A 12,430-nucleotide genomic window follows, 5' to 3' on the forward strand; every position below is an offset into this window, starting at 1 on the left:
GGGCGCCCGTCCTGTAGCCGTTGCGTTCCAGGGCATGTGACGTCGAGTCGGCTCAGCGCGGCAGGTTCGCGATCAGTGCGCGCGGGGGAGGAGACGATCGACGTCCCGGTTGTGTCGGCACGGTGGTCGCAGGTGCTGCGTTCTGTGTCCACCGCCGGCGTCGGAGGGCGTGTGGAACCAGGTCCTCGGCAAGGACCTGCGGGTGCGCGGAGCGGAGCGGTGTTCGAGGGGTGGAGCTTCGGGAGGTGCTACTCGCCCCAGACTTCACGGAAGACGCGCATCCAGTTGCCGCCGATGATCTTCTGTACCTCGTCGGTGCTGAAACCAGCCTGCACGAGGGCTTCGGTGAGGTTGGCGGCCTTGTCGGGGGTCTCGATGCCCTTCGGGTACAGGTACGGAGGGGGCGGATAGGAGGCCGGGGACCATTCGCCGGTCTCCAGGTACTTCTGGTAGAACGCCGCGGCGTCCTCATCGCTGGAGTACGGGTGCTGGCCGCTGAAGTAGTCCAGCCCGAGGCCGATGTGGTCGACGCCGACCAGGTCGGCGACGTACTTGATGTGGTCGATGAGCTGGTTCAGGCCCGGCTGCCGGTCGCCGGACACGAACGGCGGGTAGGCGTTGGCACCCACCAGGCCGCCGCTCTGCGCGATGGCCTTGATCTGGTCGTCGACGATGTTGCGCGGCGAGGGGTGCACGGCCCGGACGCCGGCGTGGGAGAAGACCGCAGGGCGCTCGGAGGCCTCGATGGTTTCCATGGTCGTTCTGAAGCCGGTGTGCGAACAGTCCACGACGATGCGCGCTTCGTTGAGGCGCTTGACGACGTCGAGGCCGAAGCGGCTCAGACCGGCGTCGGTGCGCTCCTCGCAGCCGTCGCCGATGCGGTTCTTGACGTTGTAGGTCAGCTGGATCATGTTGACGCCCATCGACTTGTAGGCGTCGATGTAGTCCAGGCGGTTCTCGATCGGGTCCCCGCCCTGGAAGTGCAGGATGACGCCCATCGTGCCGGCGGCCTTCACCGCCTCGATGTCCGCGGCGCGCCGGATGACGCTCAGCGCCCCGCCAGCGGACCGGATCAGGTTGTGGACCCGGCCCAGATTCCGCAGCGTGCCCGCCGCGCCTTCGACATTGTCGCTGACCGTTGCGGCAACGGCGGTGAATCCGCCCGCCATGTAGTCCAGTACGCCCTTGGGTTCTGCCATCAACGGCGCACAACCGTCGATCACGATGGACTGCCGGTGGAGCTCAGCTGCGGAGGTCATCTGGCTTCCTTCAATCGCTCTGATAGGTGATCACGACGCAGTCCCATGCGCTGGCCCGACGTCGGACCAAGTCCGCGTGCACGAGGCCGGTCCCGAAGAGTCGCAGGTGAGATCCAACTGCGGTGTGATGTGTAATGCCTTACGCAGAGGATTGGCCGATTCCAGTCCACTGTCAAGAGGTTGGTTGTTTGCTCGTCGTTGTTCCGAACCTGGGCACAGTCATGACGGCCCTGAAGGTCCCGGGACGTCGGACGAGCCGTGTGCTGCGGCTTCCGGTGCACGTCGGCGCCGCAGCCGAGGAACGCCGTGGGCGGGGTGCCGCGTGTGGGTGTATGTGTCAGGGCCGTATGACGCTCGTGGGGAGCATCGGCCGCATCCCTGATGCCCAGGCGCGCGCCTGGTGCGCCGTGGTGGTCGCCGGCGACAACGTGGTCATCACGTCGAGCGAGGAGCTGTGCGGCATTCCGACGCGGGCCTGGTCACCGCTTCCGGTGACCACCCCTTCGGCGTCGGTGATCAGGACGTGGAACCCGATGATGGCACCGATGTCGGTCGCGATCTCCTGAGCCAGTGCGGGGGTCAGCGCTGGCTCGATCCCGTCACCAGGCACCGTGCCCGATCCGTTCCCTGCTTGGATCATTCATCCAGGTGACCAGCGCTCGGTTCAGGAGTCGGCTTCGGAGCGCCCGGCCCAGATGCCGCGGGTGTGCGCCAGGTGCTTGCGCATGAGCTGGGAGGCCAACTCGCCGTTGCCCGACTCGATGGCGTCGATGATGTCGAGGTGCTCCTCGCCGGAGCGGGTCAGCTCTCCCTGGTCGGCCAGCTTCTGCAGGCCCTGCATCCGAGCCTGGTCGCGCAGCTGTCCGATGATCGTCACCAGGCGGCGGTTGCCCAGCAGTTCAAGCAGGCCGAGGTGGAACTGTCGGTCCAGGTCGAGGAAGGCGGTGAGGTCGCCCTCGCGCGCGGCATCGGTGATCTCCTGCGCGAGCTGCCGGAACCGTGGCACCGGCGCCCCGTCCAGGGCCTGGACCACTTCGGCCATGGCCGGCACCTCCAGCATGGTGCGCAGCCGAAAGATCTCCTCGAGGTCGTGGTCGGTGAGCACCGGGACTCGGAACCCCCGGTTACGGATGACCTCGACGATACCCAGGTTGGCGAGGTCCATCACCGCCTCGCGGACCGGGGTCACCGAGACGCCGAGTTCCGCGGCCACGGTGATGACGCTAGTCACCTGCCCCGGTTCGATCTGGCCCAGCACGATCTGCGTCCGCACAGCCTCCCGGGCCTGCTCGCGCAGGCTGATCGACTTGAGTTGGGGAGTGCGGGCGGCCGGTGCCGCCGGGCGAGAGTTGGTCACGCCTCATACATAACACGAAAGGCCCACAGCGTCGACGCACTTCCACATCGGGCCCGTATAAGGTGTAATACCTTACTTGCAGTTGTGCCTACTCGAAGGCTGGATGCCATGAACACCATCACTGTCGGTGAACGTGAGATACGCGATGCCGTCACGATCGGAGAGGCGATCGAGGCAGTACGGGGCGGCTTCGTCGACCTCGCCGACGGACACTTCGAGATGCCCACCCGCACCGCCCTTCGCGAAGGGCAGTTCCTGGTCATGTCGGCGCACCACCGGCCGACCTCCTCGGCCATCGTCAAGACGCTGAGCGTGAACTTCGACCGCAAGCCCGCCATCACGGGCACCGTCGTCTGGAGCGAGACCGGCCGCCCGGACCACCTGGTCGCCGACGCCGGAGCGGTGACCTGCCTGCGCACCGGCGCCGCGGTCGGCGTCGCCACCGACCTCCTCGCCCCTCCCGGGGCGGGACGCCTCACCCTGATCGGAGCCGGCGGCCAGGCCCCCGACCAGGTCCGCGCCGTCCACGCGGTCCGGCCACTGAGCCAGCTGACGGTCGTGGACTTCGACCCGCAGCGCGCCAAGTCCCTGCTGGAGACGCTGGAACCGGAGCTGGAGGGGGTGGAACTGTTCCGCACGACCGACGCGGAAGCGGCCGTGCGGACAGCGGAGATCGTGTGCTGCGCGACCAACGCGACCAGCCCGCTCTTCCCGGAGTCGGCGCTGCCGACACAGGTGCACGTCAACGCGATCGGCGCCTACCTTCCCACCATGCGCGAGCTGCCCGATGAGCTGCTCGGGAGCAGCACCGTGATCGTCGACGACCTCGCCGCGATCCTGGAGGAGTCCGGCGAGATCATCCACGCCATCGCAGCCGGTGCTCTCACCCCGCATGCCCTCACCGAACTCGGCACCGCGCTGAAGACCCCTACCGCGGACTTCGGCAAGCGGACCGTGTTCAAGACCGTCGGCGTTGCCGTGCAGGACTGGGCCATCGCCCGGCTGCTCGCCCAGAAGTTCCTGCCCTGAACCGAGGCAGCTCGGCCCGGACCACCATTGGAAGGCCCCAGACATGACAGACAGCGCAGTGATCGTCGGTGCAGGCGTGATCGGCCTGGCCACCGCCTACCGGCTCGCCCGCGACGGCCTGGACGTCACCGTCGTGGACGCCGCCCGCAGCGAAGCGGGCGCCTCCGCCCACAATGCCGGGTGGGTCGTTCCGATCATGTCAGCCCCCGTGCCGGCACCCGGCATGATCGGAACAGCGTTGAAGTGGATGGGCCGCAGGGAGAGTCCGCTGAGCGTCCGGCTCTCCCCGCGCCCCGAGCACATGCGCTTCATGACCGGCATGCTGCGCCACAGCAACGCCAAGGACTTCCAGCACGGCCTGGAAGCCCTGACGACGCTCAACCAGCGGACCGTCGAGCTGTTCGACGCCTACGAGAAGGACGGCGTGCCGTTCGAGTACCACCGCACCGGCCAGCTCATGGTCTTCCACACCCGCAAGGCCATGCAGGGCTACCAGGCGGCGGCAGAGGAAGTGGGGCGCATCGGCCACACCGCCGTCCAGCTGAGTGGTGACGAGCTCAGGGACCTCGAACCCGCTCTGGGCGCGCACGTGCAGATGGGGCTGCAGTGCCCACAGGAACGGCATGTGGACCCGGTAAGCCTGCTGCAGGGACTGACCGAGCGCTGCACGGAGCTCGGTGTGCGGTTCCTGTTCGACAGCCCGGTCACCGCCATCCGCCACCGCGGCCCGGTGGTGACCTCCGTGGTCGCCGGCGGGAGGGAACTCGCCGCCGACGTCTTCGTCCTCGCGGCGGGTGTCCGTACCGGTGTGCTAGCACGGCAGGCCGGGTTCCGCCTGCCCATCCAGCCCGGTAAGGGGTACGGCTTCGACGACGCCACCGGTGCCGTGACACTGCGTCACTCGGTCTACCTGGGCGAGGCCAAGGTGGCCGTCACCCCGCTGGCCGACCGGGTGCGGTTCGCCGGGACGATGGAGTTCGGCAGCACCGGTACGGGCGTCGACCGCCACCGCCTGCGGGGCATCGTTCGCTCCGCCCACGAGTACCTGCCGGCCCTGCCGGCCAATGCCCAGCCGCCCGGCTGGGCGGGCCTGCGCCCCATGACGCCGGACGGACTGCCGGTGATCGGCCCGCTGCCCGGCAAGGACAACGTGCTCGTCGCCAGCGGGCACTGCATGCTGGGCGTCACCCTGGCCCCGGTCACTGCGGAGGTCATCTCCGCACAGATCAAGGGCGGTCGGCAGGAATCACCCGTGACCCGCATGGCCCGTCCCTTCGACCCGCGGCGCTTCGCCTCCGGCCGAACCCGGACTGCGGCACACAGCTGAAGAGCGAGCTTGGCGGACACACGATCACAAGGCCATGGCCGTTCCCTGACACTCAAGGAGCCCGAGGATGCCTGCTGAAAGTCCATCAGTTTCACGCTGGGACCGCTGGGAGCGCCATCTGCCGCGCTTCCTGCAGCCGCCGGCCATCCTCGCCACTGCACTGGAGCACAACGAGTACCTGGTGCGCCCGAGGCTGGCCCTGCTCTATGTCTGCTCGGCCGTGGTCCTGGTCCCGTGGACAGTGGTGCTCTTCCTCACCCTCCCCGGGCAGGAGCGTGCCGCGCACTGGTCCGTTGCCTGGGGCGGCTTCGACGCCCTGCTGATCATCGTCTTCGCCGGTTGTGCGGTTCGTATCCTGCGGTTGTCGTCGCGCACAGCGGCCGTGACGGCAGCCGCGGGTGCGTTGCTGGTCACCGACGCCTGGTTCGACGTGATGCTGGCGTCCACGACGTACGACATGGTCGAGGCGCTGGTGATGGCGGTCCTGGTGGAACTGCCGATCGCAGCACTGTGCTTCCGTACCTCGTTCCGGGTCTCCTCACTGCTCGAACAAGCACGCCCGTACCTGCGGGAGCTCGGCTTCACCGTCCGCGACGGACGGCTGGTGCCACCAGTCGACTGGCCGCAACAGAAGTGAGCGCAGGGCACATGCGCGCGTGTGCTGGAGCCTTCGGCCTGATCTGCTAGAACTGCGCCGCCTGACGACGGCTGCCCCATCCCGGCCAGCCCTCAGCGAACCGTGGCCTCGGAACAGACTGAGCATCAGCCCGATGAGACCGCCGTCGCGACTGTTCGGCAACCGGGCCGGTTCCCGTGATGCCGAGCCGAGTGAATTTGGAGATTCTGTCGTGACAAGGGCGGGCGATTCCTACCACCACGGCGACCTGAGGGCCGCTTGTCTGCGTGCGGCGCGTGAGTTGTTGGAGGAGGGGGACGCCAGGCTGTCGCTACGCGCCGTCGCCCGGCGGGCGGGAGTGTCCGCGACCGCTCCCTACCGGCACTTCCCCGACCGGGAAGCACTCGTGTCCGCGGTCGCCGCGCAGGGGTATCGCGAGCTTGCAGAATGCCTCGCGGCGGCGCATCCCGAGCCCCGGACATCGGATGAACTCGCGGACATCGCCGTAGCCTATGTGCAGTTCGCCCTCGCGCACCCGGCTCTGTTCCGGGCCATGTTCTCGGAGCCCTGCGCCCCGGGCAACGCCGAACGGGCCGCGGCGAGCGCCGCCGTCTCCGCGTACGTCCAAGCCCTGGTACAACGCGCCTTCCACGGCAGCGACAATGACTCAACCCCACAAGGGGATCTCGAAGCCTTGGCCATCGCCGTCTGGGCTCTGGCGCACGGCCTCGCAGTCCTCCACGCCGACGCCAAATTCGACACCTCGACCTCGCAGGCTGTTACCGACCGGGTCCGTGCCGCCGTCCATGCACATCTCGGCGTGACCGCACGCCGGCGCCGCACCATTCACCAGAAGTAATTCGCCGCCGCCCGCGACGGCTGCCTGGCAGAGCTGCCGGCCTCACTCGGGTCACGCCGGTTCTCAACCGGGTGGCCGTCCACGCCGAGCAGGTCGGCGTGGACGCCGTGGTCCAGCGAGGTAGGGTCGGTGACCGGCTAGCTGAGGCCGTGCGGTGCGGGCGGCATGAGCACAACGATGTCGTCTTCGGCGATGCTGCCGGCCACGACTGTGCCCTCATGCTCGGCGACGCTGGTGGCGAAGCCGTAGGAGCCGTCATCAGTGCGCAGGTCGTGGACCGTGCGGCCGGAGAGGTCGAAGGCCATGACCCAGGCGACGGGCGCGGGCTTGGGACGCAGTGCTTGCGGCAGGTTCCACAGCAGGACGCGGAGCAATCCGGGGAGCGGGAGCAGGCGGTCGAACAATGCGTTGCGGGGCGCGGCGATCGCGACCCACACCAGCCCGTCGCTGCCGAGGCTGATGTTGTCGGGTGCTCCGGCGAGGTTCTCGACGAACGGTTCCAGGGTGCCCGCCTTCGGGCCGGTGAGCCAGTGGCGGCTCACCCGGTACCCGGAGGTCTCCGCCACGAGCAGGTGCGAGGCGTCGGGGGCCAGGGCGAGACCGTTGGCGAACTTGAGGTCATCGTGCAGGACCGTCACCGTGCCGTCGAGGTCGTACTGGATGAGCATGCCGGTGCAGGAGTGCTCGAAGACGTCGCCGAGGTAGTTCTCCACAGTCCAACGGCGTGAGGAGACGGTGAACCAGACGGTGCCGTCCGGTCCTTCGGCCACGTTGCTGGCGAAGGTGAGCCGCCGTCCCGCAGCGGTGTTGACGAGCACCTTGACCGACCCGTCCGCGTCCATGCGCAGCAGCCCCCGGTCGTGGTCGCAGACCAGGACGCTGCCGTCGCGGGACGGCGCGAGCCCCAGCGGCCGACCTCCGGTGTTGCCCAGGACCGTGCGGGCGCCGGTGCCGGGGTCCAAGCGGACGATACTGCCGTCGCTGAGACCTGTGAGCACGCGGCCCTCGCGGTCGAAGGCCACGTCCTCAGGACCGTGGTCACCGGTCGCCAGGCGGCGGGCAACGGTGAAGCGGCTGGTGAGGGCAGTCCGCCCCTGGTCCGCAGGCGCTGTGGGCGGGGTCCAACGGCGGGGTGAGATCAGGCGTCGCGTCGCGGCCGCAGCGGCAGCGGGCTGACCGGTCACGCTCGCTGCTGCTGCTCGACTGTGCATCAGATGACCTTACCTGCCTGGATGATGTGCTTCAGGGCGGTCCCGGGACGCGTGAGGACGCCGATGTCCTCAAGAGGGTTGCCGTCCACCATGAGGAGGTCGGCGTGGGCGCCGACGGCCAGGGTGCCGATCTCGCCCTCCATCCGCAGCAGCCGGGCCGCCGTGGTGGTCGCCGAGCGCAGGATGTCGGCGGGGGGCTGGACCTGCGCCCGGATGGTGAACTCCTCCAGCTGGGCGACGTGCAGCGGGCCGAGCAGGTCGGTGCCGTAGACGATGTTGACGCCTGCCTTGTGGGCGTGCTCCAGCGCCACCAGGCCGGCTTCGCGGATCTCGGCGTTCTTCTTGTACGTCCGCTCGGACATGCCCACGCGCCGGCCGAACTGGGCCATCTGATCGTAGGTGACCAGCGTCGGGACCAGGAAGGCGTCGTGTTCCAGCAGCAGGCTGATGGTCTCCTCGTCGAGCAGGTTGCCGTGCTCGACGGAGCGCACGCCCGCGCGCAGGGCCTGGTTGACCGCGCGGGGGTGGTAGGCGTGCACGGTCACGTAGCGATTGTGGTTCTCGGCCTCGGTGACGGCGGCGCGGATCTCCTCCTCGGTGTACTGGACGGCGGCGATGTCGTCGTGCGGCGAGGCGACCCCGCCGGAGACCATCACCTTCAGGTGCTGGGCGCCCTTGCGGAACTCGTCGCGGGCCGCGGTGCGCACCGCGTCCACGCCGTCCGCGACGCGCAGACCGGAAAAGCGGTGCTGACAACAGGGCACGGAGTCGTCCTCCCGTGCGCGGTGGTCGCCGTGGCCGCCGGTCTGGGTCAGGGCCTTGCCACCGAAAATCAGACGGGGGCCGGTTGCCAGGCCCTCCTCGATCGCGCGGGCCACGCCGTGGTCGGCCCCGGCGACGTCGCGCACGGTGGTGAAGCCGCGCCGGAGCATCCGCTCGGCCTCCCTCAGGCCGCGCACCGTGGCGTATCCCAGGGTCCAGTTGGCCGCTTCGTTGACGTCGAACGTGGTCGCCATGACGTGCACATGGGCGTCAATGAGCCCGGGCAGCACGGTCGCGCCGGCGGCGTCGAGCACGCGTGCGTCCTCGGGTGCAGCGGGAGGGCGTCCGGTGCCGTGGGCCGCGATGCGGCCGTCGGCGGCCTCCAGCCAGGAGGCGTCGGTCAGCTCCCCGGTCTCCGGGTGGAGCAGTTGGGCGTTGGTGATCAGCAGACGTGCGGGGTTCGGGGAGGTCATCGTCTGGTTCCTTCCGATGGTTCCAGGATCCAACTTGCGGAGAAGGCGAGCGCAACAGTAGATGCATAGATTGTTGCCATGCAATGATTGATTCATGGAATTTACTTCGCTGTCCCTTCGTACGGCGCCCGGCCGCCGTGACGAACTGGTCGACTACTACGGCTCGGTCGGTATCCTCGAGGCCTCGGGCGCACTCGCGGCGCAGGTCCTCATCCCTGCGGACGAACCGGACACCGTCGTGGTCACCGCCCTGTGGCCGGACGCGGACGCCTACACGGCCTGGCAGAATTCCCCCAGGCGCCAGGAGTACGCGCTGGCAATGGAGCAGTTCTTCGACTCCGCCGACGGCATCAGCACCCGCAGCTTCCGCGTCGCCCAGCACCACGCGGCGCAGTGAGGCCGCGACCCGGACCCTGAGAACCGAGAAAAGGACGTCAGTGACCATCGAGTCATGGCTGGCCGAGCGCACCGCCCCCGGGACGCTCGGGCCCCAGGCCGAACGCGTGGCCCACGTCCTGGCCAGGCAGCCCCAGTTCGCCAGCTATGCCTCGGCACGCGGGATCGCCGAACGCGCCGCGGTCAACGTCTCCACCGTGGTGCGAACGGCCCAGCAACTGGGCTTCGAGGGCTGGCCCCAGCTGCGCGAGGACCTCCGGGCCCTCTACCTCGCTTCGGTCTCCTCCGGCGACACCACGCTGGACTCGGCGGCCACCGAGCCCGCAGCGCAGATGCTGCGCCAGGACGCCAACAACATCGCCGCCCTGGCCACCCCCGACAACCTCGCCGCCATCCGCGCCACCGCCCGGGCCATCAAGGCCGCGCGCCGCACCCTGGTCATCAGCTCCGGCAGCGGAGCCGGACCTGCCCACATCCTCAGCTACCTGGGCAGCATCGCCGGCCACGACATCCAGCTCGCCCTCGACTCAGCCACCAGCCAGGCCGTTCAGGTCGCCCGCCTGGAAGCAGGCGACTGCCTGGTCACCATCAACAACTGGCGCCTGACCCGAACCCTGCGGGGCCTGACCCGACTGGCGCGCGAGCGCGGCGCCACCGTCAGCGTCCTAACCGACCTGCGCTCCTCCCCGCTCGCGGATGACGCCGACCATCTGATCATCACCCCGATCGAGGCCACCCACCCCGGCCCGTCCCTTACGGGCGTGGTCGCCGCCGTCCAGGCCGTCCTCAGCGAACTCGCCGACGACGACGCCGCCCGCGCCTCCGGCCGAGTCCAACAACTCTGGCAGGAACTGGACCTGATGGACGACCAGCCCTGAACCCGCGCAGCAGAACGGGCAGCGCCTTTCAGCATCCGAGTAGGGGGTGGCCTCGGGCCACCTGCGCAGGACAGGAAGGCCCCTCGTCCTGGACTGGGCAGCGGACCTACAGCGCGGTTGCTGCCGGGGGGTCTACGAAGATGTCCAGCGCCAGCTTCACGCCTGCGGGCGAGCCCGCCGGCAGATAGCCGGACAGGTCGTACACCCCCTCCTGGGCCAGGACGCTGTCGTCGATGAAGAGGTTGCCCGTCCAATCGCGCGAGGGGCGTGTGAGGATCGCGTGCGCCGCGTCGGCCACGATCTGCGGGCTGCGGGCGCGGTCGGCGCCGCCGAGAAGATTGCGTACGGCGGCGGTGTCGATCAGGGTGCGCGGCCACAGGGAGTTCGCGGCGATGCCGTCCTTGGCGAACTCCTCGGCGAGCCCGAGGGTGCACAGGCTCATGCCGTACTTGGACAAGGTGTAGCCGAGATGGCTGCCGACCCAGTGCGGCTCGAAGTTCAACGGCGGCGAGAGCGTCAGGATGTGCGGGTTCGACGAGGCGCGCAGATAGGGGATCGCTGCCTTGCTGAGCAGGAAGGTGCCTCGCGTGTTGATGTCCTGCATCAGGTCGTAGCGCTTCATGTCCAGCGCCTCGGTGCCTGACACGTCGATGGCGCTGGCGTTGTTGACCACGATGTCAATGCCGCCGAAGGTGTCCACCGCCTGGCGCACGGCCGAGGCGACATCTGCCTCGTTGCGTACGTCGCCGACGACCGCCAGAGCCCTTCCGCCCGCCGTCTCGATCTCCTCGGCTGCGGTGAAGACCGTCCCCTCGAGCCGGGGGTGCGGCGTCGCGGTCTTGGCGAGCAGCACCACGTTCGCGCCGTCACGTGCCGCGCGCAGCGCGATCGCCAGGCCGATGCCACGGCTTCCGCCGGACATCACGATCGTCCTGTCAGCCAGTGTCCTTGTCATTTCTTGCTCACAATCATGTGCGTCGCAAATCGTATGTAGAGCCAATGATATGTTGCACGCATGAACTCCTTCCCGCAACGTCAGGCCGACCGGCTCTACCACGAACTCCTTGCGCCCCAGGAGGTCCAGGACGTCCGTGCCCGTGTACGGGTGCTGGCTGAGAAGGCGGTCGCCCCGCATGCCGCGGCCATCGCCAACGGTGACGAGCGCACCGAGGGCTTCCCGCGGCAGGTCTTCGACGAGCTGGCCGCCGCGGGCCTGTACGGCATTCCCTTCCCGGCCGAGGTCGGCGGGGAAGGGCTGCAGCACCCCATCGCCGCCAGCGCGGTCGCCATCGAGGAACTGGCCTACTACTCCAGCAGCGTCGCCGCCGTGTTCGACGTGCACTGCCTGCTGGCCGGCAACGCCCTGAGCAACGGAACCGACGTGCAGCGGCAGCGCTGGCAACGCAGGATCGTCGACGGCTCGATGGTCGGCGCCTTCGCCACGACCGAGCCGGACGCCTCCAGCGACCTGTCCCCCCGAGCAGTGCAGACCTCCGCCGTCCGCACCGGAACCGGATGGGTACTCAACGGCCACAAGCGGTGGATCTCCAACTCGCCCGTCGCCGGGGCGATCGTCACCCTGGCGCGCACCGGCGAGCGGCTGAGCATGTTCATCGTCGACACCACGCTGCCCGGGGTCCGGGTGGGCCTTCCCGACCGCAAGATGGGCAACCGCGGCCAGTTGACCGCCGACGTCCACTTCACCGACGTCCGGTTGACCGACGACGACCTCCTCGGCGGCGTCGAAGGACAAGGCCTCAGGCACGCGCTGCGCACCCTGGCCCACGGCCGCATCGGCATTGCAGCCGCAGGAGTGGGCATGGCGCAGGCGGCTTTCGACTACACCGTGGCACACCTGACGGCCCGCCACGCCTTCGGCAAGCCAGTCGCGGCCAACCAGCACTGGCAGTTCCTGCTCGCTGAGCGGGCGCTGGAGCTGGAGACCGCCCGGACCCTCTACATGAAGGCGGCGCTGCGCTTGGACGCCGGCAGCCCCTCCCCGGAGCCCGAGGCAGCCATGGCCAAGATCCACGCCACGCGCCTGTCGGTCGACATGGCCCGCGATGCCGTCCAGGCATTCGGGGGCCTGGGGTTCGCCCGGGAACTGGGTGCGGACGACCGCCCCTGCCCCATCGAGGCGCTCTACCGGGACACCAAGATCGGCGAGATCTACGAGGGTACCAACGAGATCCAGAAGTGGGTCATCGCCCGCGAGATCTTCGGCCGCGACATCACCGGCTGACCCCCTTCGCGAGCAGACCGT

13 protein-coding genes are annotated in these 12,430 nt (G+C 69.0%); 7 read left to right on the plus strand and 6 right to left on the minus strand.

Translation table 11 applies throughout. The annotated features are described in order from the left end of the window. Nucleotides 1-248: 248 nt before the first annotated feature. From ABUW04_RS29560 to ABUW04_RS29570, 3 genes are all read right to left on the minus strand, one after another. On the minus strand, nt 249-1,259 hold the full coding sequence (locus ABUW04_RS29560; protein WP_030266057.1) for a dipeptidase: 1,011 nt from the start codon (nt 1,257-1,259) through the stop codon (nt 249-251). Nucleotides 1,260-1,596: 337 nt separating this feature from the next. Continuing rightward, nucleotides 1,597-1,899, minus strand: coding sequence for a sugar diacid recognition domain-containing protein (locus ABUW04_RS29565; protein ID WP_084715482.1), 303 nt, complete (start codon nt 1,897-1,899; stop codon nt 1,597-1,599). A gap of 24 nt (nt 1,900-1,923) precedes the next feature. Next, nucleotides 1,924-2,616 (minus strand): GntR family transcriptional regulator, encoded by a 693-nt coding sequence (locus ABUW04_RS29570; RefSeq protein ID WP_030266063.1) that lies wholly within the window; start codon nt 2,614-2,616, stop codon nt 1,924-1,926. 108 nt (nt 2,617-2,724) lie between these two features. On the opposite strand from ABUW04_RS29570, the gene ABUW04_RS29575 reads away from it, so the two are divergent. From ABUW04_RS29575 to ABUW04_RS29590, 4 genes are all read left to right on the plus strand, one after another. Further along, entirely contained in the window at nt 2,725-3,645 is a 921-nt protein-coding gene (locus ABUW04_RS29575) for an ornithine cyclodeaminase family protein (protein ID WP_030266067.1), read from the plus strand. Nucleotides 3,646-3,688: 43 nt separating this feature from the next. Further along, on the plus strand, nt 3,689-4,972 hold the full coding sequence (locus tag ABUW04_RS29580) for an NAD(P)/FAD-dependent oxidoreductase (protein WP_380567469.1): 1,284 nt from the start codon (nt 3,689-3,691) through the stop codon (nt 4,970-4,972). A 67-nt stretch (nt 4,973-5,039) separates the two neighbouring features. Further along, nucleotides 5,040-5,609: a hypothetical protein gene (locus ABUW04_RS29585; protein WP_051726584.1), complete on the plus strand. Its 570-nt coding sequence runs from the start codon at nt 5,040-5,042 to the stop codon at nt 5,607-5,609. A gap of 211 nt (nt 5,610-5,820) precedes the next feature. Beyond that, complete coding sequence (locus ABUW04_RS29590; RefSeq protein ID WP_051726585.1) at nt 5,821-6,447, plus strand: TetR/AcrR family transcriptional regulator; 627 nt, start codon at nt 5,821-5,823, stop codon at nt 6,445-6,447. Between the two features lie 137 nt (nt 6,448-6,584). Here ABUW04_RS29590 and ABUW04_RS29595 read toward each other — a convergent pair whose 3' ends face one another. Continuing rightward, nucleotides 6,585-7,658 (minus strand): SMP-30/gluconolactonase/LRE family protein, encoded by a 1,074-nt coding sequence (locus ABUW04_RS29595; RefSeq protein ID WP_380567471.1) that lies wholly within the window; start codon nt 7,656-7,658, stop codon nt 6,585-6,587. Next, on the minus strand, nt 7,658-8,893 hold the full coding sequence (locus ABUW04_RS29600; RefSeq protein ID WP_380567473.1) for a metal-dependent hydrolase family protein: 1,236 nt from the start codon (nt 8,891-8,893) through the stop codon (nt 7,658-7,660). The genes ABUW04_RS29595 and ABUW04_RS29600 overlap by 1 nt, the downstream gene beginning before the upstream one ends. A 94-nt stretch (nt 8,894-8,987) precedes the next feature. Between ABUW04_RS29600 and ABUW04_RS29605 the strand changes: the two genes are divergently transcribed. Together ABUW04_RS29605 and ABUW04_RS29610 are read left to right on the plus strand one after the other, a co-directional pair. Next, on the plus strand, nt 8,988-9,290 hold the full coding sequence (locus tag ABUW04_RS29605; protein WP_380567475.1) for an antibiotic biosynthesis monooxygenase family protein: 303 nt from the start codon (nt 8,988-8,990) through the stop codon (nt 9,288-9,290). Nucleotides 9,291-9,330: 40 nt separating this feature from the next. Further along, complete coding sequence (locus tag ABUW04_RS29610; RefSeq protein ID WP_380567476.1) at nt 9,331-10,167, plus strand: MurR/RpiR family transcriptional regulator; 837 nt, start codon at nt 9,331-9,333, stop codon at nt 10,165-10,167. Nucleotides 10,168-10,273: 106 nt separating this feature from the next. Here the strand turns inward: ABUW04_RS29610 and ABUW04_RS29615 are convergent, their stop codons facing one another. Continuing rightward, nucleotides 10,274-11,122, minus strand: a complete 849-nt coding sequence (locus ABUW04_RS29615; RefSeq protein ID WP_380567478.1) for an SDR family oxidoreductase — start codon at nt 11,120-11,122, stop codon at nt 10,274-10,276. Between the two features lie 60 nt (nt 11,123-11,182). Here ABUW04_RS29615 and ABUW04_RS29620 point away from each other — a divergent pair, with 60 nt between their 5' ends. Next, nucleotides 11,183-12,409, plus strand: coding sequence for an acyl-CoA dehydrogenase family protein (locus ABUW04_RS29620; protein ID WP_380567480.1), 1,227 nt, complete (start codon nt 11,183-11,185; stop codon nt 12,407-12,409). Nucleotides 12,410-12,430: the final 21 nt, after the last annotated feature.

The sequence above is a fragment of the Streptacidiphilus jeojiensis genome (assembly GCF_042510965.1).
Classification (GTDB): Bacteria; Actinomycetota; Actinomycetes; order Streptomycetales; family Streptomycetaceae; genus Streptacidiphilus; species Streptacidiphilus jeojiensis.